This is a genomic window from Sphingopyxis sp. (assembly GCF_035250425.1).
Lineage (GTDB): Bacteria > Pseudomonadota > Alphaproteobacteria > Sphingomonadales > Sphingomonadaceae > Sphingopyxis.
Window position 1 is genome coordinate 1 of sequence record NZ_DATFFD010000223.1, and the last position, 21,642, is coordinate 21,642.

A 21,642-nucleotide genomic window follows, 5' to 3' on the forward strand; every position below is an offset into this window, starting at 1 on the left:
CGGGCGATCGGGATGGCGCGCCAGCACCATCGCCTCGAGGTCGCGGCCGAGGAGCAATGCGTTGACGAAAAGCGCGAAGATCGGCGTGCCGATCCCGGTGACGAGCAGCAGGATATAGACGGGCAGCGCGAGCAGATTGCCGCCGATCAGCCGGACGAGCGAGGCGAGCGCGAGGCGGATATTTTGCCGCCAGCCGACATCGACGGCGCGCGCCGCCGCGGCGGGATAATGGCGCCCCTCGACATCGGCGACGATGCCGTCGGCGAAGAGGCCCACGACGACGATCGCAACGGCGCGGAAGAGCAGCCAGCTTCCCGCGATGATGGCAAGGATGACCAGGATACCGGCCATGTCGAGCTGCGTTTCGTCGAGCCATCGCCAGTGCCCAAGCGCCCAGCGCGCCCCGAAAAAGATCGCGGCGCCCGCGACGGCAAGGAGCAGGAGCGTGAGCGCGAGGCTTTGCGCCAGAACACGCATCACGCGGGGCTGCGGCAAGTCCCTTAGCGCGAGCAGGAAAGCATGAACGGTGCGGGCCATCGTCCGGGGATGGTGGGCGCGCGCGCACGGGTCAAGCGTTAAGCTTGCCTTGGCGTCCGCCGCCGCCTAAGGCGCGCGGCAGCTTTTTCCACGCATCACAGGATTTTTCATGGCCTCCACCGCCCGTTTCGACGTTGTCGCCATCGGCAACGCCATTGTCGATGTCATCGCCCGCGCCGACGATGCGCTGATCGCAGCCGAAGGTCTGACCAAGGGGTCCATGCGGCTGATCGACGGCGAAGAGGCCGAACGCCTTTACGCGGCAATGGGACCCGCGATCGAAATGTCGGGCGGTTCGGCCGCCAATACATTGGCGGGAATGGCCGCGCTCGGCCAGCGTTGCAGCTTTATCGGCCAGGTCGCCGACGATCAGCTCGGCCATGTTTTCACGCACGACCTGCGTGCGCTCGGCGTCGCTTATGAAACCCCGCCGCTCAGCGAAGGCGCGCCGACCGCGCGCTGCCTGATCCTCGTCACCCCCGACGGCCAGCGCACGATGAACACCTTCCTCGGTGCGAGCCATCTGCTCGAACAATCGATGATCGACGAAGCGTGGATCGCCGATTCGGAGATCCTCTATCTCGAAGGCTATTTGTGGGATCCCGAGCTGTCGCGCGCGGCGATGCGGCGCGCGATCGATGTGTCGCGCGCGGCGGGGCGCAAGGTCGCCTTCACGCTGTCCGACGCATTCATCATCGACCGTCACGGCGCCGATTTCCGCAAGCTGATCGCCGAGGGGCTGTTCGATATCCTGTTCGCGAACGAGGTCGAAATCCGCGCGCTCGCCGAAACCGACGATTTCGAAGCCGCCGTCGCTGCGGTTGCGGTGCAGGTGCCGTTGCTCGTCGTTACGCGCGGCTCGCACGGCGCGCTCGCGCTGACCGGCGGCACGCGCACCGAGGTCGGCGCCGAGCCGATCGACGAGGTGGTCGACACCACCGGCGCGGGCGACCTCTTCGCTGCCGGTTTCCTTGCCGGCCATGCCGAAGGGCGTTCGATGGTCGATTGCTTGACGATGGGCGCGGTCTGCGCGCGCGAGATCATCGCGCAGGTCGGCCCGCGCGCGCAAACCGACCTCAAGGCCAAGGTGGCGGAACGGCTGGGATAAGGCGGCTAACGACCGGAAGCTGCCATAAGATCCTCCCTGTCGCGCAGCGATGGGGAGGTGGCAGCGCGGAGCGCTGACGGAGGGGTTTTGACGCGAGGTTGTCACCCCTCCACCAGCACTCCCCCTCCCCACGGCTTCGCCGCAGGGAGGATATTTAAGTCCGCTCACCACCCCAAAGGCGCCCTTCGGTTCAGCCGGCGGTTTCTGCCGCCTCGGGGTGCTTCCTGAACAGTTCCCGATCCGCCGGGCCGAAGCCGCGCGTCCAGATCAGCCAGCCATAGATGCCGAGGATGAAGGGCACGCCGATCAGGAGCTCGGCCCATTCGGGAAGCTGCGTCGCGCCATAGCCGAGGATGGTTGCCCCCGCCGTCGCCCAGACCAGCGCCCAGCGCAGGCTGTTCACCGGCGCGCCGAGGATGCGCGCGAGCAGGCGCGCCTTCACCAGCGAGGCGAATCCGAGTGCGAGCATCAGCGCGAGCGCAACGGCGCCGGCGTAAGTGATCGGCGGCAGGCCCATCGATTTGGCGATCAGAATCAGCGCAACGCTGAGCCCCGCCTGCAGCGCGAGCGTCGCGATGCTGATGAGCAGATTGCGGTGGCGCGCGACATAGACGAGCGCGGCTTCGCTGACGACCGCGGTCGCGGCGACGACTTCGGCGGCGAGCAGGAAGGCGAGCGCAGCGGTGCCGCTGACGAATTCGGGGCCGACGAGCCCCATCACCGCCTCGCCCGGAATGCCGAGCGCGAGCGCGACGCCGGCCTGCGCGGCGATGATCCAGAAACCGACCTGGCTCACCTGCGCCGCCACGGCGGCAAGCCGCTTTTCGGCGAGGTTACGCGTGATGACGGGGCCGAGGATCGGTTCGAAGCTGGTCTTCAATTTCTGCGGCAGCGAGGCGACCTGCTGCGCCATATAATAGATGCCGTAGATCGTCGGCGAGGTGAACTGGCCGAGAATGAAGAGGTCGAGGCGCCGGGTGCCCCATTCGATCGCGTCGGCGGCGGCAAGCGGCGCGTTGCGCCGCGCAACTGCGATCAAATGCGCGGGATGCGGTTGCCACCCGCGCGGCCCGCCATAATGGCGCAGCATCGGGATCAGCGCGGTTAGAAAGGCGCCGAGCATCGCGGCGGCGTAGGAGAGCATCAACCCGTCGCGCTTCGATACGAAGAAGAATCCCGCGGCGGCGATGCTGATCACCCACGGTTCGACCACCGCGCGCGCGCGAACGGTGGCGCCGACGTCGAATTTATAGGCGCAGGCGGCGAGCGCGATATCGGTGCCCGCGATCGCGAAGACGAGCAGCGCCATCCAGCGATCGGCGCTGTCGATGCCGCCCGACGGGAACATTAGCTGCGGCAGCAGCACCAGCAGCAACGACCCGGCGGCCGACGCGACAAAGGCGACGAACATGCCGTCCCATACGACGGTGCGCTGATCGGCCCCGGGGGCGCTGAGCTGTTCGGCGAGGCCGCGCTTGAGGCCGAGCGTCGCGAGCTGTGCGACGAGTTCGATGACGAGCACGGCGAAAGCGAAACGCCCGACCGCCTCGGGCCCGTACCAGCGGCCCGCGACATAAAGGAAGGGCAGGCGCGCGACGAGGCGCAGGATGAAGCCGAAGAAATTGGTGCGTCCGCCCTTGGCGAGCGCGGCGGTATCCGCGTCCCCAGAGGGAACGTCCGGCGAAGGGGGCGCGGCTGCGCTGTCCGTCTGGCTCAAGCCTGCCGCCCCTTCTGCTGCTCCCCGAAGTGCAGTCTAGCGCGGCCGGGGAGTGCAGGCAATTGCCGGAAAAAAATCATCGTCCTTCGGATCGCAGCGGACGGCTGAGCAGCGCCTGAATGGCGTCGGCGACGCGCGTTTCGCCGGCAACGAGGCGCGCCACCGTGTCGGTGATCGGCATGTCGATGCCGTCGGCGCGCGCGGCGGCCGCCACCACCGGCGCGCTGAACGCGCCTTCGGCGACGGTGCGCCGGTCGGCCATCAGCGTTTCGGCGGCTTCGCCGCGCCCCAGCCCCTGACCCAGCGCGAAGTTGCGCGAGTTGGAGGAGGTGCAGGTGAGGACGAGGTCGCCGAGCCCCGCGAGGCCCGCGAGCGTTTCGGCCTGCGCGCCGCGCGCCAGCCCGAAACGCGTCATTTCGGCGAAACCGCGGCTGATGAGCGCGGCTCGCGCGTTGAGCCCGAGCCCGGCGCCGTCGACGATACCGCACGCGATCGCGAGGATATTCTTGACCGCGCCGCCGATCTCGGCGCCGATCACGTCGGTCGACACATAGGGGCGGAAATGCGGGCGCGCGAGCGCCTGCGCGATCCCGGCCGCGAGATCGGCATCGGCGGCGGCGAGGGTGATCGCGGTTGGCAGTCCGGCGGCGACTTCGTGCGCGAACGTGGGGCCGGAGAGCACGGCATGCGGGCGCGACGGTGCCAGATCGCGCGCGATGTCGATCGGGAAGGCGAAGCTGCCCGCTTCCATGCCCTTGCTGCAAAAGATCAGCGGCGCGTCGCCCGGCGGCAGCTTGGCGAGCACCGTGCGCAGGAAAGGCACGGGGACGACGACGAGCAGCGCATCGAGATCGGCCATGTCGGTGAAGTTTCCGGTCGCGGTCAGCGAGGGCGAGAGCGCGGCACCGGGCAGGAAAACCGGATTGCGGTGTTCGGCGTTGATCGCCGCAACGACGTCCCCTTCGCGCGCCCACAGACGCACCGGCGCGCCATCGGCGGCGAGAAGCTGCGCCAGCGCAGTGCCCCATGCGCCGCCCCCGATCACGCCGAACCGGGTAAAGCGTGGCGTCATGCTTTCACCTGTCATGCTTTTACTCCGGCGCCGCGCACGGCTTCGGCTTTGGGGTCGAGCGGCCAGCGCGGGCGCGCGGCGGTATCGAGCGGGTCGGTGAGGCCGACCGCGAAACGCTCGGTGCCCGCCCAGGCGATCATCGCGCCATTGTCGGTGCAGAGCCAGAGCGGCGGCGCGATGAAAGGCTTGTCGAAGCGCGCCGCGAGACCGGTCAATGCGCTGCGGATCGCGCCATTGGCGGCGACCCCGCCCGCGACGACGAAGGCGGTCGCATCGGGGCAGGCGGCTAGCGCGATGCGACTGCGGTCGACGAGACAGTCGACGACCGCCTGCTGGAACGAGGCGGCGAGGTCGGGGACGCTGTGCGCGCCCGATGCGGCCGCCCGCGCGACGGCGCTCTTGAGCCCGGCGAAGGAAAAATGCGGCTCGGCGCTGCCGACGAGCGGCCGCGGCAGCGGCACCATGTGGGGATTGCCTTCCTTCGCGATGCGCTCGACAGCGGGACCGCCAGGATAGCCGAGCCCGAGCAGCTTCGCGGTCTTGTCGAAGGCTTCGCCCGCGGCATCGTCGATCGTCGTCGCGAGGCGACGGTAATCGCCGACGCCCTTCACCAGCAGCAACTGGCAATGGCCGCCCGAGACGAGCAGCAGCAGATAGGGGAAGGCGAGGCCGGGTTCGACGAGGCGCGGGCTGAGCGCATGGCCTTCGAGATGGTTGACCGCGATCAGCGGTTTGTTCGCCGCGTGGGCGAGCGCCTTGCCGGTGACGAGCCCGACCATCACGCCGCCGATCAGCCCCGGCCCGGCGGTCGCGGCGATCGCATCGACATCGGCGAGCGATACGCCCGCGTCGGCGAGCACGCCTTCGACAATCGGCGCGAGCCGGTCGACATGCGCGCGCGCCGCGATCTCGGGAACGACGCCGCCATAGGGGCTGTGCTCGGCCTCTTGTCCCGCGACGCGGTGCGCCAGAATGCGCCGTTCGCTGTCGACGAGCGCTGCCGCGGTTTCGTCGCAGCTCGATTCAAGGCCGAGGATGAGAGACATGCTCTTGCGCCCATACTCGCTGCTATGATGGCAGGGCAAGCGGTGGGTCAACAGGGGCACCTTGTTGCGGAGGCGAGCAGGACAGTGCCGGAAGATTTTCGCGCAGAGGCACCGAGAGCGCAAAGAAGAGAAATAAAGGAAGGGCGGCGAAGCCGCCAATCTGAATCCCCTGCGTCTCTGCGCGAACAGGTTCTCTCTGCGCCCTCTGCGCCTCTGCGCGAAATCCCTTATCTTCCTTTTCGCGGCTATAGGCATTAGCAGCAGGGCGATGATCAACCTCCCAACCCCCGAAAACCCGTTGCGCATCGGCACGCGGGCCTCGCCGCTCGCAATGGCTCAGGCCCATATGGCGGCTGCGGCGCTGATTGCCAGCCATGGCATCACCATGTCGGCGCTCGAAATCGTACCGATGACCGCGACGGGCGACCGGATTCAGGACCGCGCGCTCGCCGAGGTTGGCGGGAAAGCGTTGTGGACGCGCGAACTCGATGCGGCGCTCGATGCCGGGGTGATCGATATCGCGGTCCATTCGCTGAAGGATGTCGAAACGATCCGCGACGCGCGCTTTTTCCTCGGCGCGATGCTCGAACGCGCCGACCCGCGCGACCGGCTGGTGGTGCGCGAAGGGATCGCGGCGGCGACGATCGCCGATCTGCCGCAAGGCGCGCGGCTCGGGACGAGCAGCCCGCGCCGCGCGGCGCAGGTCAAGCGGATCCGCCCCGACCTCGAAACGGTGCTGCTGCGCGGCAATGTCGCGACGCGGCTCGTGAAGATTGCCGCGGGCGATGCCGATGCGACCTTGCTCGCGGCGGCGGGGCTCGAGCGGCTGGGGATGCACGACGTCGGTTTGGTGCAGGAGGCGGGCCTGCTGCTTCCCGCGGCGTCGCAGGGCGCGATTGGCATCGAATGCCGCGCCGACGACGCGGCGACGCGCGCGCTGCTGTCGGCGATCGATCATGCTCCGACGCATCGCGCAGTCGCGGCCGAGCGCGTGTTTCTGGCGGCGCTCGGCGGCGACTGCCGCTCGCCCGTCGCGGCGCATGCGCGGTGGCAGGACGATGGCGCGCTGCGCCTCGACGCCGAGATTTTCTCCGAAGACGGCGCCGACCATGCGGCGGGGCATGTCATCATTACCGATGATGCGGCCGCGGGGGCGTTGGCGCGCCGGTTGCTTGAGGAAGCGCCCGGCAGCGTCCGGCGGCTGTTCGCGGTATGACGACAAGCCCGCCGCTGATCGTGACGCGGCCCGAACCGGGCAACGCAGCGACGGTGGAGCGGGCGAGGGCGATGGGGTTCGACGCTCGCGCGATGCCGCTTTTCGCCGCGCGCGCGATCGATTGGCGCCCCCCGGCTCCCGGAGATTTCGACGCGCTGCTGCTGACCAGCGCCTTTGCCGCAAGACTGGCGGGGCGGGGGCTGGCCGGGCTGGCGGCGCTCCCCGTCTATGCCGTTGGAGCCGCCACCGCGCGGGCGGCCGAGGCCGCGGGCCTGGCGGTGGCGACGACCGGATCATCGGGCGCGCAGCGGCTTCTTGACGATATGACGTCAGAAAATATCCATGATATTCTATGGCTTTGCGGCCGCGACCGGTCGGAATTCGAGACACGGGGCGCGGCGATTACGGCGCTGCCCTGTTATGCCGTCGACGCCGCCCCGGTGCCAGCCGAATGGAACGCGCTGATCGCCGCCCCCGCAATACTGCTCGCGCATTCGCCGCGCGCCGCACAGCGAATTGCGCAGCTCGTCGGCGGCGCGCGCGCGCACCTTTCGCTCGTCGCGATCAGTCCGGCAGCGGCCGCCTCGGCTGGCGACGGCTGGCGCGATCTGGCCGTTGCGAGACATCCCGACGATGTCGCAATATTGGCACAAGCGCGTGCTTTGTGGCACAAGGGTGCAAAATAGGGTCGTTCGAAAGAGAAACATGGCAATCGACAGCATCGACACGTCCTCGTCGGCGGACGAGGTAGTACCCGAAAGGGGACTATCGTTTCGCGCTCTCGCCATCGGTGCCTTCCTGCTGCTCCTGATCGGTATCGCCGGCGGCGGATGGACGGTGAATCGCTGGCTGACGGGCAATAATGTACCACCGGCGGCAAAAATGGTCGCGGCGCCCGCCGGGGCCGCCAATTCGCTCGCCGCGAAAAGCGGGGCCAATGCGCCGCCGCTGATGGTTGCGCCGATCGACGGCGCCAACGCGCTCGCGGCGCGCGTCGCCGAACTCGAACAGCGCCTGTCGCGGATCACGCTCGAGGCCGAATCGGCGTCGGGCAACGCGTCGCGCGCCGAGGGATTGCTCGTCGCCTTTGCGGTGCGGCGCGCGCTCGATCGCGGGCTGTCGCTCGGTTATCTCGACGCGCAACTGCGATTGCGTTTCGGTGACGACCAGCCGAATGCCGTCAAGACGATCATCGATACGTCGCGCGAACCGGTGACGCTCGAACAGTTGCGCGCCGAACTCGATGCGATGGCGCCGCAGCTTGTCGGGCGCGGCGGCGACGGAGGCGGCAGCTTGTGGACCGGGCTTCGCCGCGAACTCGGCGAATTGTTCGTGGTGCGCGCCGCAGGAACCCAGTCGCCGCGCGCCTCCGAACGGCTCGACCGCGCCCGGCGCTATCTCGCGGCCGGGCAGGCCGACCTCGCCATCGCCGAGGTCGAGGCGATGCCCGGGTCGGAGGTCGCGAGCGAGTGGGTGATCGATGCGCGGCGGTATCATGAGGCTCGGCGTGCGCTTGACCTGATCGAGACCGCGGCGATATTGGAGCCGCGCGACAGCCCCGCTGCCGCGATGGCCCGCAAAACGGCCGAACCGACCCCGTAGCGCGCAATCCTCCAAAGGGCTGCCCGCCCCTTTAGAGAAAGCCCGTTCCATGGCCCTCGCCGATCCGCAGCGCATCGAAGCGCTCGACCCGCTCGATCCCCTCCAGCTCGACGCGGAGCTGAGTGAAGAGGAGCGGATGGTGCGCGACACCGCGCGGTCCTATGCGACCGATGCGCTGTTGCCGCGCGTGACCTCAGCGTTCCTAGACGAACGCTTCGACCGCGAGATCATGTCCGAAATGGGATCGTTAGGCCTGCTCGGTGCGACGATCGATCCCGAATATGGCGGCGCGGGGCTCAATTACGTCAGCTACGGGCTGATCGCGCGCGAGGTGGAGCGGATCGATTCGGGTTATCGCTCGGCTTGTTCGGTGCAGAGCTCGCTCGTGATCCATCCGATCAACGCTTATGGCAGCGAGGAGCAGAAGCGGAAGTTCCTGCCCGGACTCACGTCGGGCGAACTCGTCGGCTGTTTCGGGCTGACCGAGCCCGATGCCGGCAGCGATCCCGGCGGCATGCGCACCCGCGCCGAAAAGATCGAGGGCGGGTATCGCCTCAGGGGCGCGAAGATGTGGATCACCAATTCGCCGATTGCCGACGTTTTTGTGGTGTGGGCGAAGTCGGAGGCGCATGACGGCGCGATTCGCGGCTTTGTGCTCGAAAAGGGCATGAAGGGGCTTTCGGCGCCGAAGATCGAGGGCAAGGTCAGCTTGCGTGCCTCGGTCACCGGCGAGATCGTTATGGATTCGGTCGAGGTCGGCGAGGATGCGCTGTTGCCGCATGTGTCGGGGCTCAAGGGTCCGTTCGGCTGCCTCAACCGCGCGCGTTACGGCATCGGCTGGGGCGCGATGGGCGCGGCCGAATTCTGCTATGAGGCGGCGCGCAATTATACCGGCGAACGCAAGCAGTTCGGGCGCCCGCTCGCGGCGAACCAGATCGTGCAGCTGAAGCTCGCGAACATGCTCACCGAAATCGCATTGGGGCTCCAGACCGCGCTGCGCGTCGGCCGGCTGATCGACGAAGGGCGTCTGATTCCCGATGCGATCAGCCTGCTCAAGCGTAACAATTGCGGCAAAGCGCTCGATATCGCGCGCGTCGCGCGCGATATGCACGGCGGCAACGGAATTTCGGCCGATTATCATGTGATCCGCCATGCGGTGAACCTCGAGACGGTGAACACCTATGAGGGGACGCACGACGTCCATGCGCTGATTCTCGGCCGCGCGATCACCGGCATCAGCGCCTTTGCCTAAGCCCTTGGAAGGCATCCGCGTCGTCGAACTGGCGCGGGTGCTCGCGGGGCCGTGGTGCGGGCAATTGCTTGCCGATCTGGGTGCCGAGGTGATGAAGGTCGAGCGGCCGGGGATCGGCGACGATACGCGCAGCTGGGGGCCGCCGTTCATCATGGATGAGAGCGGCGATAATCTCGGCGCGGCCTATTATCACAGCACCAACCGCGGCAAGACGGGCGTGGCGATCGATATCGCGACCGCGGAAGGGCAAGCCGCGGTTCGCGCGCTGATCGCCGGCGCCGATGTGGTGATCGAGAATTACAAGGTCGGCGGGCTCGCCAAATATGGCCTCGATCCGGCGACGCTGTGTGCCGATTTTCCGCGCCTGATCGTCTGCTCGATCACGGGCTTCGGGCAGACCGGACCCTATGCGCATCGTGCTGGCTATGATTTCATCATCCAGGCGATGGGCGGCGCGATGTCGCTGACCGGCGAGCCCGATGGCGCGCCGCAAAAGGCGGGAATCGCCTATGCCGACATCTTCACCGGCCTATATTCGGCCGTGGCGATTCTCGCGGCGCTGCGGCGGCGTGACGCCACGGGAAGTGGCGCGCATATCGATATGGCGCTGCTCGATTGCCAGGTCGGGGTGCTCGCCAATCAGGCGGCCAATTATCTCGCGAGCGGCGTTTCCCCGCGGCGGATGGGAAATGGCCATGCCAATGTCGTGCCCTATCAGGCGTTCGCGACCGCCGATGGGCAGTTGGTGATCGCGGTCGGCAACGACGGCCAGTTTCGTAAATTATGTATGATCCTGGGCGAGCCAGGCTGGGCCGGCGATCCGCGTTTCGTGACCAATGCCGCGCGGCTCGCGAACCGCGGCGAATTGATCCCGCTTCTCGCGGCGAAGATCGCCGCATGGGAAGCACAATCGCTATCGCTGGCGCTCGAGGCCGAAGGGGTTCCGGCGGGGCCGATCAACGATCTTGCGGGGGTCTTCGCCGATCCGCAGGTTCAGGCACGCGGGATGCGTTTCCGCCCCGACGGCGCCAGTGTCGATGGGCTCGCCAGCCCGATCGTCATTGACGGCGAGCGGATGGCAGCCCCCAAAGGCGCGCCACCGCTCGCGGAATGATTGTCGCCCCTGCCTTCGCAGGGGCGACGACTTTCCTAGAACTTCACGGTGCCGGTCACGAAGACCTGGCGCGGATTGCCGTAGAAGGCGGTCAGCGTGCCCTCGCGGCCGAGCGCCGATGTCGGCAGGCCGCCGGGACCCGGAATGATCGCGCCCGTCGTCGGGTTGACGTTCACGAAGGTATAGCCCGAGGTCTTATATTCCTTGTTCGTCAGATTCTTGCCGAACACGCCGAGGCTCCAGCGATCGTCGGGCGCGGTGTAGACGAGGCTGGCATCCCACAGCGCGAAGCCCTTCTGGTCGATATAGGGGTTCGGGATTTCGAACTGATAGGTCTTGCTGCGATACGACAAGGTCGTGCCGAAGCTGAGGTCGCCGTCGCCGATCGGGGTCGAGTAGGCGATGGTGCCGCTTGCGGTCCATTTTGGTGTGTTCTGCACCTCGCGAAAGTCGGAGACGTCGGTCGGCGTGTTGACCCCGCCGACGAGGATGTTCGAGATATATTCCTTATAGTCGGCGTCGATAAAGCCGAGCGCGGTCGACAGCGTCAGCCGGTCGCCCGCGGCCGCCAGATCCTCGCCGAGCCGGGCGCGACCTTCGAATTCGACGCCCTTGAAGGTCGCCTTGCCCGCGTTCGACACGACACCGCAGAAGCTCGGCAGGCCGCTGACGGTACAGGCGACCGAGCCCGGGATCTGGACGTCGGTGTAATCGGCATAGAAAGCGGCGAGCGCGACGTTGACCGCGCCGTCCATCAGGCTGCCCTTGTAGCCGACCTCGTAGCTTTCGACCTTTTCGGGGCGGAAGCTCAGGAAGGCGGCGACTTCGGCATCGGTCGGGCGGCCCGGAATGGCGGCCGGCGCATTGACCCCGACGCCGCGCGGGTCGAAGCCGCCGCCCTTGAAGCCCTGCGAATAGCTGGCGTAGAAATTATGGTCGGGGGTCGGCTTGAACGACAGCGAGGCGCGCGGGGTGAATTTGTTGAAGCTCCGCTTGCCGTCGAAATTGGTGCCCGGGGCGCCAAAGGCGACGCCCGCGCCGCCGAACACCGGCGACCCACCGCCAAGGTAATTCTGGCGCAGGATCGACGCTTCGCGTTCGTCCCATGTGTAGCGGCCGCCGACCGACAGGCTGAGCTGTTCGCTGAAATCATAGGTGAAGTCGCCAAACACCGCGAAGGTCTGGGTGTCGACATCGGCCTCGGTAAAGGCGGTCAGGCCGGCCAAGTTGTTGAAGATACGGACGTCGAACAGCGTGTCGGCGGTCGCGTCGAGATAATAGAAACCGAGCAGGCCTTTCAGCTTGTCGCCTTCATACAGCAGCTGGAATTCCTGGCTGATCTGCTCGTTGAAATAGAAGCCGGGGACGTCGATGTCGACGCCGGGCAGCGCGTCGAAGTCGATCGGGGTCGCCGACGTGTCCTTGCGCCAGGCACTGATCGACCGCAGCGTGACCGTATCGGTCAATTCGGCGGTGACGTTCATCGCGAGGCCGTAGGCCTCGATCTCCTGCTTGGGATCGTTGAGACCGCCGCGGCTGTCGAACACATCATCGAGCACGGGGGCGTTCGTCAGCAGCGACGGGATCAGGCGGTGGCCGCCGCGCGGATCGCTCTTGTCCTTCGAATAGTCGCCCGAGATGCGGATCAGCACCGGCGCGCCATAGCCGCCGAGTTCGACGGTGCCGCGGCCGGCCCAGACGTCCTTGTTGTAGTTTTCGCGCCCCGTCGTGAGATTGTCGCCGAAGCCGCCGCGCGACAGGCGCGCAACCGATCCGCCGACGCGCAGCAGGTCGCCGATCGGCGCGCTGGCGGTCACGACAAGGTCGGCCTGATCATAGGTGCCGAGCGTGCCCTTGATCTTGAGCGAGAATTCTTCGGGCAACTGCTTGGTCACATATTTGACCGCACCGCCGATGGTGTTGCGGCCGTACAGCGTGCCTTGCGGTCCGCGCAGGATCTCGATGCGTTCGACGTCGTAGATGTCGAGCACCGCGGCTTGCGGCCGGTTGAGATAGACGTCGTCGAGATAGATGCCGACGCCCTGTTCGAAGCCCGACACCGGATCCTGCTGGCCGACGCCGCGGATGAAGGCGCTGAGCGTCGAGTTCGTGCCGCGCGAAACTTCGAGCGTCGTGTTCGGGGTCGTCTGGGCGACGTCGGTGATGTCGAGCGCCCCGGCCTTTGCCAGCGCCTCGCCCGAAAAAGCGGTGATCGCGACGGGCACGTCGATCAGGCGTTCGTCGCGACGGCGGGCCGTCACGATGATCTCATTATCGCCGGCGTCGGTCGCGCCCGCTTCCTGCGCGAATGCGGCGGGAGCGAAGGCGATCATGGAAAGCGCGCTGGTGGCAAGGATGGCACGACGCAGCGGGCGGGCGAAAGGACGCATATGACTCTCCCATGTGGCGGGTGACCCCTCGCCACCCTGTTTGCTTTTCTTGGGCTGGTGCTTGCCAAGCCGCGCCGCATTCAATAATGAAACATGAACCAAGTTTCAACTTGGAATATGGCTCCGTCGTTTTTTGCTTGCCAGTGGTGCGGAAATGCCACGATGCAGGGAGAGCCGGACGGAGGGGCGACGGAAAGGCAGTCATGGATCAGCCGCAGAGCGAAACGGGACGGGCCGAAATGGGGCAGGCCGAAACCGAACAGGCCGCGGGCGACGCGCGCGACAAGACGCCGCGCACCGAGCGCGGGCGGCGGACGCTGCGCAAACTGCTTGATGCGGCGGCGATCGAATTCGGCGAGCGCGGATTTCATGAAGCGTCGATCAGCGCGATCACACGCCGCGCCGGAACTGCGCTCGGCAGTTTCTACACTTATTTCGATTCGAAGGAGGAAATCTTCCAGGCGCTCGTCCGCTATATGAGCGAGCAGCTACGCGATCATGTGACGCCGTTGGTGCAGGCCGCGCCCGACGAGATCAGCGCCGAACGCATCGGGCTCGAATCCTATCTGGGCTTCGTGCGCGAGCATAAGGAGATTTACCGCATCATCGATGAGGCGGAGTTCGTCGATTATGCGAGCTATCGCCGCCATTATGAAACGACCGTCGCGCGCGTGCGTCAGCGGCTGGAGAATGGCGCGGCACGCGGCGAAATCCGTGATGACGTCAGCGAGGTCCACGCGTGGGCAATCGGCGGGATGAACGTGTTCCTGGGGATGCGTTACGGATTGTGGGACGAAGAGAGCGACATCGCGGAAATTGCGCGCATCGCCAATGACCTGCTCGCGAATGGGTTGAAGAAGCGGGATTAGCCGGACGATCCTCCCTGGGCCGCAGGCCATGGGGAGGATCTAATTGCGCGAAATCAGGAAGATCGCATGTTCGGCGCGCCAGCTGGCCGCAGCGTCGCTCGTCGGCCGGTCGCCCGACAGATACCAGGCCGCCTCGACGCGGATTCCCTTATCGCGCAGCAGGACGCGAAAATCGCTGACCGTGACATGGTGGATATTCGGCGTTTCGTACCAGGCGACGGGCAGCAGCCGCGTCACCGGCATCCGGCCATTCCACATGAGCGCGAGCCGGACGCGCCAATGCGCGAAATTGGGAAAGCTGACGAAAGCGCGCGGCGCGATGCGCAGCAATTGGTCGATGACGCGATCGGGGCGGTGCGAGGTTTGCAGCGTCTGCGACAATATGGCGATGTCGAAACTGTCGTCGGGATAATCGGCGAGGTCGCGGTCGGCGTCGCCCTGAACCACCGCGAGGCCCAGTTCCATCGCGGCCGCGACATTGGCGGGATCGATCTCCAATCCGCGAACGTCCGTTGCCTTGGTGTCGCGCAGCGCGGCCATCAGCGTGCCGTCGCCGCAGCCGACGTCGAGTACGCGCGCTCCGGTGGGAACTTGTGCCGCAATCAGGGCAAGGTCGGGGCGAAGGATCGGAGCGCTCACAGCCCCGCCTCGATAAAGCCCGCCATCAGGCGCCACATCTCGGGCGAATCGAGCAGGAACGCGTCATGGCCGAACGGGCTCGACAGTTCGACGAAGCTCGCCTGCGCCCCTGCGCCGTGCAGCGCTTGGACGATGCGGCGCGATTCGGCGGTCGGATAGAGCCAGTCCGAATCGAAGCTGACGAGACCGAAGCGCACCGGCGAATGGCGGAACGCGTCGGCGAGCCGGCCGCCGTGCGGATCGGCCAGATCGAAATAGTCCATCGCGCGGGTGATATAGAGATAGGAGTTGGCGTCGAAACGGTCGACGAAACTGATCCCCTGGTGGCGCAGATAGGATTCGATCTGGAAATCGGCGTCGAAGCCGAAGGTCTTGACCTCGCGGTCCTGAAGCTGGCGGCCGAATTTCTCGGTGAGCCCGGCTTCGGACAAATAGGTGATGTGCGCCGCCATGCGGGCGACGGAGAGCCCCTTCACCGGCACCCGTCCGCTCGCGTAATAATCGCCGCCCTGCCAGTCGGGGTCGGCCATGATCGCCTGCCTGCCGACTTCGTGAAACGCTATATTCTGCGCCGAATGGCGGGCGGCCGAGGCGATGATGAGCGCGCGTTCGACGCGGTTCGGATAATGCGCGGCCCAGGCGAGCGCCTGCATTCCGCCCATCGATCCGCCGATGACGGCATGAAGCCGTTCGATGCCGAGCTGGTCGAGCAGCATTGCCTGCGCGCGGACCATGTCGCCGATCGTCACCACGGGGAACGACATGGCAAAGGGCTTGCCGGTCGCCGGATCGAGGCTCGCAGGGCCGCTCGACCCCAAACAGCTGCCGATGACGTTGGCGCAAATGACATGATAGCGGTCGGTGTCGATCACGCCGCCGGGCCGCACGACTTTGCTCCACCAGCCGGGCTTGCCGGTGACCGGATGGGTCGAGGCGACATATTGATCCATCGTCAGCGCGTGACAGACGAGGATGACATTGCTGCGCGCCGCGTTGAGCGGGCCATAGGCTTCGAACGCGATCGTCGGCCGCGCGAGCGCCGCGCCGCTGTCGAGCGCAAGCGGCCGGTTCAGTTCGATCTGGTTATGTTGGACGGGTTGCAAGCGGGTCGCCATGATGCGGCGGGGCTAAGCGGGCGCGGGACGGCTGTCAACGTGCTGGACTCGGGCCGCACAGCCGTTAAACGGCGCGGCATGACCGATCGTAGCGCCACTCTCACTCCGAAGCCGTGGATCAGCGGCATCGCTCCCTATGTTCCCGGCAAGTCGGCCGGCGCCGACGGCCGTCCGCTGATCAAATTGAGCGCGAACGAAAATCCGCTCGGGACAGGCGAAAAGGCGCGCGCGGCCTTCGCTGCGGCGCAGGCGGCGCCCGATGCGCTGTCGCGCTATCCCGATCCAGGTTCTGCCCAGTTGCGCGAGACGATCGCGGCGAAGTTCGGGCTCGATCCGGCGCGGATTATCTGCGGCAACGGATCCGACGAATTGCTCCACCTCGCGGCGGGCACCTATGCCGGCGTCGGCGACGAGATTCTATACGTGCGCTACGGCTTCGCGGTCTATGAAATCGCGGCGCGCCGCGTGGGCGCGGTGCCGGTCGAGGCCGACGACAAGGATTATGCGACCGACGTCGACGCGCTGCTCGCGGCGGTGACCGACAACACGCGCGTCGTCTATCTCGCCAATCCGAACAATCCGACCGGGACGCTTGCAACGCGTGAGGAAGTCGCGCGCCTCTATGCCGGGCTGCCGAAGAATATATTGTTCGTGATCGACCAGGCCTATTCCGAATATCTGTCCGAGGCCGAAGATGATGGCGGGCTCGAACTCGCCAAGACGCAGCCGAATGTATTCGTCACGCGCACCTTCTCGAAGATCCACGGGCTTGCCGCCGAACGCATCGGTTGGGGCTATGCCGCCGCCGAGGTGATTTCGGCGCTGCACCGCATCCGCCTGCCGTTCAACGTGACTCGCGCGGGGCAGGCGGCGGCGGTCGCGGCGCTCGGCGACGAGGAATTTGTGACGCACAGCCGCGAGCATAATGCCCAGTGGCGCGCTTGGCTGGCGCAGGAACTTGAAAGCCTCGGCAATCATGGCGTCCGCGTCGTGCCGTCGGCGTGCAATTTCCTGCTCGTGCTGTTCGAGGGCGATGTGAGCGCCGAGACCGTCTATAACCGGCTGATGGAGGCGGGCTATATCGTCCGCTGGCTGCCAGGGCAGGGGCTGCCCAATGCGCTGCGCATGACGATCGGCACCGAAGAGGAAACGCGCGGGCTCGCGGCGGCGATCCGCGCCGCGCTGAACGGCTGATGGCGATAAAAGGCGTCGCCATCGTCGGGCTGGGCCTGATCGGCTCGTCGATCGCGCGCGCGATCAAGGAGCGGTTGCCGCAGGTGGCGGTGACCGGCCATGACGCCAGCGCAGAAGTGCGCAAGATCGCGTGCGAACTCGGGCTTTGCGATGTGATCGTCGATGACCCGGTCGCCGCGGTGGCCGATGCCGACCTCGTCATCCTCGCGGTGCCGGTGGGCCGGATGGCCGATGCGGCCGTCGCGATCGCGCCGGGCCTCAAGCCCGACGCAATCATTTCTGACGTTGGTTCGTCGAAGGCGGGTGTCGCCGCGGCGCTGGCAAAGGCTTTGCCCGGCCATGCCGTCGTTCCGGCGCATCCGGTGGCGGGGACCGAGAATAGCGGGCCGGCTGCGGGCTTTTCGTCGTTGTTCGAGGGGCGTTGGTGCATCGTCACCCCGGGCGCGGGTGTGTCCGGCGACGCCGTGACGGCGGTGACGTCCTTTTGGCAGGCGCTCGGCGCCAAGGTCGATATCATGGATGCCGCGCACCACGATATGGTGCTCGCGGTGACGAGCCATTTGCCGCACCTCATCGCCTATACGATCGTCGGGACCGCGAGCGAACTCGAAGAAGTCACCGAGAGCGAGGTGATCAAATATTCGGCGGGCGGTTTCCGCGATTTCACGCGCATCGCGGCGAGCGACCCGGTGATGTGGCGCGACGTCTTCCTCGCGAACAAGGATGCCGTGCTCGCGACGCTTCAGCGGTTCAACGAGGATCTGACCGTGCTCCAGCAGGCGATCCGCCGCGGCGATGCCGACAAGCTCGAGGACTGGTTCACCCGCACGCGCGCGATCCGGCGCTCGATCATTGCCGAGGGGCAGGATGACGCGGCGCCCGATTTCGGGCGCAAACACTAGCCGGATCTCAATTTTCCATTCGTGTCGAGCGAAGTCGAGACACCCATCTGGACAGCGCAGACCGAGGGGCATCTCGACTTCGCTCGATGCGAGCGGGATTAGTTGGTTTGCTTAGCTTCCAGCAACGCTTCGGGCGGGTTCAGCGCATTGATCGCGACCCGCACGCGCTCTTCGGCTTCCTCGCGCGGCAGCCCGGCGGGGATCGTTTCGCCGACCTTGTAGGTGATCGTTCCCGGCCATTTGACCCAGCGGCGCGGCGGAAAGGCGAGGCCGCTGTTCACCGCGACCGGGATTACCGGAATATTGAGCAGACGGTACATGCCTGCAAAACCGGGGCGGAGCGGCGGCGCTTCGCCGTGCGGGACGCGCGTGCCCTCGGCGAACAGCACCAGCGGACGGCCCGCCGCGAGCGCCGCCTTCGCGGCACCGAGCATCGCGCGCATCGCCTTGCCTCCGCCGTCGCGGTCGACGGGGATCAGGCCGTAAAAATGCGCCGCCTGGCCCCACACGGGGATCGAGAACAATTCTTCCTTCGCGAACACCGCCGGATGCTTGAACAGCATTGGTTGCTCGACCGTTTCGAACGCCGATTCATGCTTGAAGACATAGAGGACCGGGATGTCGGGCATCTCGCCCTCGACGACGATCTTCTGCCCGAGCAGGAAGCGGCAGAAGGTCCGGTGCGCCTGCGCCCAGATGCGGACAAAGAAAATCGTGCCGCGGTGCGAGATCGGCAGCGCGACCACGCCGCCGATCGACGAGATGGCGCTCATCACGAAAAAGGCGATCCAGAACAGGATCGAACGGAACAGGGCGATGGCGTATCTCACAGGCCGAGCAGCCCGCCCGCCAGTCCGGCTAGATATTTATGATATTCGCGAAACAGCGTCGCGAAATTGGGCTGGCTGCGCACTGCGTCGGGCAGGATCGTCACCTTGTCGCCGACCGCGCGGCCGATTTCATATTCGGCGCGGCGCATATGCCAGTCGGTGGTGATCAGCCGGATGCTCTTATATTTTCGCCGCTGCGCCCAGGTCGCGACCTCGGTCGCGTTCGAACGCGTGTCCTCGGCCTCGAACCCCAGCGCGATGCAGCAGTCGAACAGGCTGACCGGGCGTTTATACGCGGCCGCGAGCTCGCGCGGCTTCACCTCGCGCGCGACGCCGCTGATGAGGAGGCGCTTGGCGTCGCCCGCCTCGAGCCGCTCGAGCGCGCGGTCGATGCGTCCCGGGCCGCCGGTGAGGACGACGATCGCGTCGGTCTTTTGTGCATCGGCAGGCAGCGGCAGCAGCAGCGCGAACCATGCGAAGCCGAGCACCCAGGCCAGGAACAACAGGGAAATCAGGCGCTTGATCATAGAATCTTCTTGAGCGCGGCGAGCAGGGTCTGCCGCGCCGTGAGAGCGGCTAGCGCGATAGCCAATAGCGGCAGCGCCAGCAAGAGCGCCCAGCCCGCGGGGCCGAACGACGCGGTCGCGGCGAGTCCCGATGTGACGCCCGCCCATTGCCAGCCGATCAGCAGCAGGAGCGCGGCGGCGACGGCGGTGCCGAGCGCGATGCCATAAGCGGTGTCGATCGCGATGCGGCGCTGGAACAGCCGCGTAATCTGGCGGTCGGTCGCGCCGATCATGTGGAGCATCTCGATCGTCGGGAAATGCGTCGCGAGCGCGGCGCGCGCGGTCATGATCACCACCGCGGCGCTGGCGAGCGTCATCAGCAGCACCATCCCGCCGGCGATCCACGCGAGCGAGCGGATCAGGCGCGCAACGGGGCCCAGCCATTCGGCGTGCGGGATGATCCGCGCGCCGGGCGCCTCGCGCGCGACCAGCGCCTGCAACTGGCGCATAGGACCGGTGCGATCATCGCCGACGAAATCGATGTCGACGAGCGCGGGCAGGGGAAGCGATTTCAGCACCGGGTCGTCGCCCTCGGCGGCGCCGAACCATTGGCCGAGCGTCGCCTGCAGCTCTTCCGGTTCGACCGAGCGCGCCGAGAGGACGAAGGGCTGCGCGGCGGCGGCACGGCGCAGCGCCGCGGCCTGCTCGGCGCGCGTCACCGGGTTCGCGGTGACAATCTGGACCGTCACACGCCCGGCGATCGCGGCGCCGATCGCATTCGCCGATCGCGCGAGCCCGACCCCGGCAGCGGCGGCGAGCAGGGTGAGCATCATCAGGATCGCGATCACCCACGGCGTCGGACCCGACAGCCGATGGTCGGGAAGCAGGCGGCGATGCTGGACGGGAACGCGCGGGATGATCATCGATCAGGTCCGGTTCGCCGGGGGATAGCGCAGCGCGCCGGTGGGGTCGGAAAGCCGCCCTTTTTCGAGCCGCATCATCTGCGCATTTTCGATGCGGCTGATCAGGTGGATGTCGTGGGTCGCGACGACGACGGTGGTGCCAAGGCGGTTGAGCGCTTCGAACAGTCCCAGCAAGCGCATCGCCATTTCGGGATCGACGTTGCCCGTCGGTTCGTCGGCAACGAGCAGCTGCGGCCGCGCGATCACCGCGCGCGCGATCGCGACGCGCTGCTGCTCGCCGCCCGACAGCGTCGCGGGGCGCGCCTCGGCGCGATCGCCCAGCCCGATCCAGCTCAGCATTTCGCCGACCGGACCCGATAGATCCTCTTCGCTGACCCCCGCGATACGCAGCGGCAGCGCGATATTGTCGCGCGCCGACAGATGCGGAATCAGCCGGAAATCCTGGAAGACGACGCCGATGCGGCGGCGAAAGCCCGGCAGGCGCTGGCGCGGCATTGCGACCAGATCTTCGCCGAACAGGCGGACAATGCCGCGGCTCGGCCGCTGCGCGAGATAGAGCATCTTGAGTAGCGAGGTCTTGCCCGCCCCCGATGGACCGGTGAGGAAATAGAAGCTGCCCGGCTGGAGGTTGAAGCTGATGTCGCTCAAAACCTCGCCATCGGGACCATAGCGGAGGCCGACGCCGTCGAATTCGACCATCGCGCCGCCGGGCCGCGCCGGGGGGGCGTCCGTCATGGCGTCGCCCGCGCGTGACGGCACGCCTGCGTCGGGTCAAGGAACAGGGGCGCTGGTCCGCTCATCAGCCAGCATCTCGCACGGCTATCCACCGAGGACAAGATGGGAGTGGGCACGCGGCGCTTGCAACGCGCGAATCGGCGTGTTTAGAGGGAGCCCATGATCCTTGCCTGCCCGTCCTGTCACACGCGCTATGTCGTACCCGATGCGGCGATCGGACCCGCGGGGCGTACCGTGCGCTGCGCCAATTGCCGCCACAGCTGGTTTCAGGAGCCTGCGGCCACGCCGGTAGAGGCCATGGCCGCGCCCGCTCCGCGCACGCCGGAACCCGCCGCTGCACCTGCGCCGGCGCCTGCTCCCGAAGCGGCGCCGCGGCCAGCCGCCACCTATTCGGATTTTCCCGAGCCCGAACCGGCGCCCGCCCCCGCCGCTCCGCCGCGCTTTGCGACCGAACCGGCTCCGCGCGCCGTGCCCGTGATCGACGATGCGCCGCTGCCATTCCGCCGTCCGCGGCGCAATCCCGCGAAGCGCTGGACGATCATCGCCGCGAGCGCGGCCGCGCTGATGCTCACGGCGACCGCGGGACTCCTATATTTCGGCCTGCCGGGCTGGGCGCAGGGCCTGGGTCTGCCGGGCGGGGTCGACGAGCCCGATCTGGTGATCGAGCTGCCGCCGAACCAGGATCATCGCGAGCTGGCCGACGGGACGATCTATTTCGCCGCATCGGGGGTCATCATCAACCCGACCGACCGCGAACAGCGCGTGCCGCCGATCCTCGCCGAGCTGCGCGATGCGCAGGGGACGATCGTCTATAGCTGGACGATCAAGCCGCCGGTGCGGATGCTGCCGCCCAACGAAAAGGTCAATTTCAGCGA

At 67.0% G+C, this 21,642-nt stretch carries 21 protein-coding genes; 10 read left to right on the top strand and 11 right to left on the bottom strand.

The genetic code is table 11. The annotated features are described in order from the left end of the window. On the bottom strand, window positions 1-537 hold a 537-nt coding region (locus VJ811_RS13275; protein ID WP_324073080.1), incomplete at its 3' end, for an EI24 domain-containing protein. Window positions 538-646: 109 nt separating this feature from the next. Here VJ811_RS13275 and VJ811_RS13280 point away from each other — a divergent pair. Continuing rightward, complete coding sequence (locus VJ811_RS13280; RefSeq protein ID WP_324073082.1) at window positions 647-1,645, top strand: adenosine kinase; 999 nt, start codon at window positions 647-649, stop codon at window positions 1,643-1,645. 190 nt (window positions 1,646-1,835) lie between these two features. On the opposite strand, the gene VJ811_RS13285 is transcribed toward VJ811_RS13280, so the two are convergent. From VJ811_RS13285 to tsaD, 3 genes are all read right to left on the bottom strand, one after another. Next, window positions 1,836-3,362, bottom strand: coding sequence for a lipopolysaccharide biosynthesis protein (locus VJ811_RS13285; protein ID WP_324073084.1), 1,527 nt, complete (start codon window positions 3,360-3,362; stop codon window positions 1,836-1,838). 76 nt (window positions 3,363-3,438) lie between these two features. Beyond that, window positions 3,439-4,449: an NAD(P)H-dependent glycerol-3-phosphate dehydrogenase gene (locus VJ811_RS13290; protein WP_324073086.1), complete on the bottom strand. Its 1,011-nt coding sequence runs from the start codon at window positions 4,447-4,449 to the stop codon at window positions 3,439-3,441. Further along, a complete protein-coding gene (gene tsaD / locus VJ811_RS13295) occupies window positions 4,446-5,480 on the bottom strand; it encodes a tRNA (adenosine(37)-N6)-threonylcarbamoyltransferase complex transferase subunit TsaD (protein ID WP_324073087.1) in 1,035 nt (344 codons plus the stop codon). The genes VJ811_RS13290 and tsaD overlap by 4 nt, the downstream gene beginning before the upstream one ends. Window positions 5,481-5,748: 268 nt before the next feature. Here tsaD and hemC point away from each other — a divergent pair, with 268 nt between their 5' ends. From hemC to VJ811_RS13320, 5 genes are read left to right on the top strand one after another with little or no spacing between them, the layout of a single operon-like run. Continuing rightward, on the top strand, window positions 5,749-6,696 hold the full coding sequence (hemC, locus tag VJ811_RS13300) for a hydroxymethylbilane synthase (protein ID WP_324073089.1): 948 nt from the start codon (window positions 5,749-5,751) through the stop codon (window positions 6,694-6,696). Next, a complete protein-coding gene (locus tag VJ811_RS13305; protein ID WP_324073090.1) occupies window positions 6,693-7,382 on the top strand; it encodes a uroporphyrinogen-III synthase in 690 nt (229 codons plus the stop codon). The genes hemC and VJ811_RS13305 overlap by 4 nt, the downstream gene beginning before the upstream one ends. Before the next feature lie 19 nt (window positions 7,383-7,401). Then, window positions 7,402-8,298 carry a mitofilin family membrane protein gene (locus VJ811_RS13310; RefSeq protein WP_324073093.1) on the top strand — a complete coding sequence of 299 codons (897 nt, stop codon included), beginning with the start codon at window positions 7,402-7,404 and terminating at the stop codon, window positions 8,296-8,298. 49 nt (window positions 8,299-8,347) lie between these two features. After that, window positions 8,348-9,550 carry an acyl-CoA dehydrogenase gene (locus VJ811_RS13315; protein ID WP_324073095.1) on the top strand — a complete coding sequence of 401 codons (1,203 nt, stop codon included), beginning with the start codon at window positions 8,348-8,350 and terminating at the stop codon, window positions 9,548-9,550. Continuing rightward, window positions 9,543-10,664: a CaiB/BaiF CoA-transferase family protein gene (locus VJ811_RS13320; protein WP_324073097.1), complete on the top strand. Its 1,122-nt coding sequence runs from the start codon at window positions 9,543-9,545 to the stop codon at window positions 10,662-10,664. The genes VJ811_RS13315 and VJ811_RS13320 overlap by 8 nt, the downstream gene beginning before the upstream one ends. Before the next feature lie 35 nt (window positions 10,665-10,699). Here VJ811_RS13320 and VJ811_RS13325 read toward each other — a convergent pair whose 3' ends face one another. Next, window positions 10,700-12,997 (bottom strand): TonB-dependent receptor, encoded by a 2,298-nt coding sequence (locus VJ811_RS13325; RefSeq protein WP_324073099.1) that lies wholly within the window; start codon window positions 12,995-12,997, stop codon window positions 10,700-10,702. Window positions 12,998-13,257: 260 nt separating this feature from the next. Between VJ811_RS13325 and VJ811_RS13330 the strand changes: the two genes are divergently transcribed. After that, window positions 13,258-13,923 carry a TetR/AcrR family transcriptional regulator gene (locus VJ811_RS13330; protein ID WP_414711948.1) on the top strand — a complete coding sequence of 222 codons (666 nt, stop codon included), beginning with the start codon at window positions 13,258-13,260 and terminating at the stop codon, window positions 13,921-13,923. Window positions 13,924-13,962: 39 nt separating this feature from the next. On the opposite strand, the gene metW is transcribed toward VJ811_RS13330, so the two are convergent. Further along, on the bottom strand, window positions 13,963-14,562 hold the full coding sequence (gene metW, locus VJ811_RS13335; protein ID WP_324073101.1) for a methionine biosynthesis protein MetW: 600 nt from the start codon (window positions 14,560-14,562) through the stop codon (window positions 13,963-13,965). Then, a complete protein-coding gene (metX, locus tag VJ811_RS13340; RefSeq protein ID WP_324073103.1) occupies window positions 14,559-15,677 on the bottom strand; it encodes a homoserine O-acetyltransferase MetX in 1,119 nt (372 codons plus the stop codon). The genes metW and metX overlap by 4 nt, the downstream gene beginning before the upstream one ends. A gap of 78 nt (window positions 15,678-15,755) precedes the next feature. On the opposite strand from metX, the gene hisC reads away from it, so the two are divergent. Both hisC and VJ811_RS13350 read left to right on the top strand, forming a co-directional pair. After that, window positions 15,756-16,871, top strand: a complete 1,116-nt coding sequence (gene hisC / locus VJ811_RS13345; RefSeq protein WP_324073105.1) for a histidinol-phosphate transaminase — start codon at window positions 15,756-15,758, stop codon at window positions 16,869-16,871. Continuing rightward, window positions 16,868-17,773, top strand: a complete 906-nt coding sequence (locus VJ811_RS13350; RefSeq protein WP_414711949.1) for a prephenate/arogenate dehydrogenase family protein — start codon at window positions 16,868-16,870, stop codon at window positions 17,771-17,773. The genes hisC and VJ811_RS13350 overlap by 4 nt, the downstream gene beginning before the upstream one ends. A gap of 98 nt (window positions 17,774-17,871) precedes the next feature. On the opposite strand, the gene VJ811_RS13355 is transcribed toward VJ811_RS13350, so the two are convergent. From VJ811_RS13355 to ftsE, 4 genes are read right to left on the bottom strand one after another with little or no spacing between them, the layout of a single operon-like run. Further along, on the bottom strand, window positions 17,872-18,603 hold the full coding sequence (locus tag VJ811_RS13355) for a lysophospholipid acyltransferase family protein (protein WP_324073111.1): 732 nt from the start codon (window positions 18,601-18,603) through the stop codon (window positions 17,872-17,874). After that, window positions 18,600-19,130 carry a YdcF family protein gene (locus VJ811_RS13360; protein ID WP_037514366.1) on the bottom strand — a complete coding sequence of 177 codons (531 nt, stop codon included), beginning with the start codon at window positions 19,128-19,130 and terminating at the stop codon, window positions 18,600-18,602. Before VJ811_RS13360 ends, VJ811_RS13355 begins: the two co-directional genes overlap by 4 nt. Beyond that, window positions 19,127-20,032 carry a cell division protein FtsX gene (locus VJ811_RS13365; protein WP_324073114.1) on the bottom strand — a complete coding sequence of 302 codons (906 nt, stop codon included), beginning with the start codon at window positions 20,030-20,032 and terminating at the stop codon, window positions 19,127-19,129. The genes VJ811_RS13360 and VJ811_RS13365 overlap by 4 nt, the downstream gene beginning before the upstream one ends. A gap of 3 nt (window positions 20,033-20,035) precedes the next feature. After that, entirely contained in the window at window positions 20,036-20,767 is a 732-nt protein-coding gene (ftsE, locus tag VJ811_RS13370; RefSeq protein WP_324073116.1) for a cell division ATP-binding protein FtsE, read from the bottom strand. Window positions 20,768-20,926: 159 nt separating this feature from the next. On the opposite strand from ftsE, the gene VJ811_RS13375 reads away from it, so the two are divergent. Further along, window positions 20,927-21,642, top strand: a 716-nt coding sequence (locus tag VJ811_RS13375) for a zinc-ribbon domain-containing protein (protein ID WP_324073118.1), incomplete at its 3' end; no start/stop codon positions are given.